Origin of the sequence: Microcystis sp. M53598_WE2, assembly GCF_030067735.1 — a bacterium.
GTDB classification, from domain to species: domain Bacteria; phylum Cyanobacteriota; class Cyanobacteriia; order Cyanobacteriales; family Microcystaceae; genus Microcystis; species Microcystis aeruginosa.
Genome location: NZ_JASJFE010000498.1, coordinates 1 through 1,120 on the forward strand (window position 1 = coordinate 1; position 1,120 = coordinate 1,120).

1 protein-coding gene is annotated in these 1,120 nt (G+C 33.0%); it reads left to right on the top strand.

Translation table 11 applies throughout. The annotated features are described in order from the left end of the window. Nucleotides 1–180: 180 nt before the first annotated feature. Nucleotides 181–1,120, top strand: a 940-nt coding sequence (locus PX636_RS10255) for an AAA family ATPase (protein WP_288117034.1), incomplete at its 3' end; no start/stop codon positions are given.

Consider the following 1,120-nt stretch of genomic DNA (forward strand, 5'->3'; position numbering starts at 1 on the left):
TTATATTTAATTCCACCCACCCACTTAGTTTAAAAACGACAAAAATAAATATTAAGTTGCATAAAATCTCTAAATAAACCATTTAATTGATTATTATTCATTCTTAATTCTCCTGATTACTGACTACTGGCTACTGACTCCTAACCAACCACAAAATTTTTGATTTTTACAAGAGTTCTTATGACTTTGAGACTGAAACAAATTCGCTTAACTAATTGGAAATGTTACCCTAGTCAAAATATTACTTTTAACCTGCATCCCGACAGAAAAATTCAGATTATCTTCGGTAATAATGGCCACGGTAAAACTTCTCTGATGACAGGGATTTTATGGTGTCTCTATGGGGGAGATATTGTATCTAAAGAGACTCTGAAAACCTATTTTTATCGAGGTAAGGATGATTCTTCATCAGTAAGAGAAATGCGGGTAGAATTAAATTTTACTAGAAACGAGAAAAATTACTTTATCAGTCGCACAGCGAAATTAAAAGATAATGGTAGCACTTTTTATCCCAGCGCAGAGGAAGCATTATTTTATGAAGATGGAACCATGAGAAGTAACTCTAGGGAATATATCGAAGCATTGCTTCCTAAATCTATTCGAGATTTTTTCTGTTTTGATGGCTTAAAAATTGAACAATATACCCAGATAACCCAAACTAAAGAAGCAAAAGAAGCAATTGAAAAAGTTTTGGGTATCCCGGAATTAAGAAATCTGCGCGATGATACAGAAAAAGCCTTACAAGAATTAGAAAACCGTTTCAATAAAGCAGAGGGAACCAGTCAAACTTTTAAAGATAAGCTGCAACAATTGCGAGAATTAGAAGAAGAAATTGATCTGCAACAAGGTCAGCGTAAAAATGCTAAAGATGAGGAAAAAAATGCTATAATTATTCATCAAGATGCTCAAGAAAAAGCCGCTCATATTGAAAGTTTACGAGAAAAATTAGAGGAAATTCATAACTTAGAGAAAAAGCGTATCGGTTTACAAACTCAGTTAGATAACCTGCAAAAGTCTATCGATTCTTGGTTAAAAAAAGCTTCGATACCTTTGCTGATTAACTTTGTACAGGAAATGGCCGATGATTTGCAAGTTACTAGCTTAAAAAGCACTTATAAAA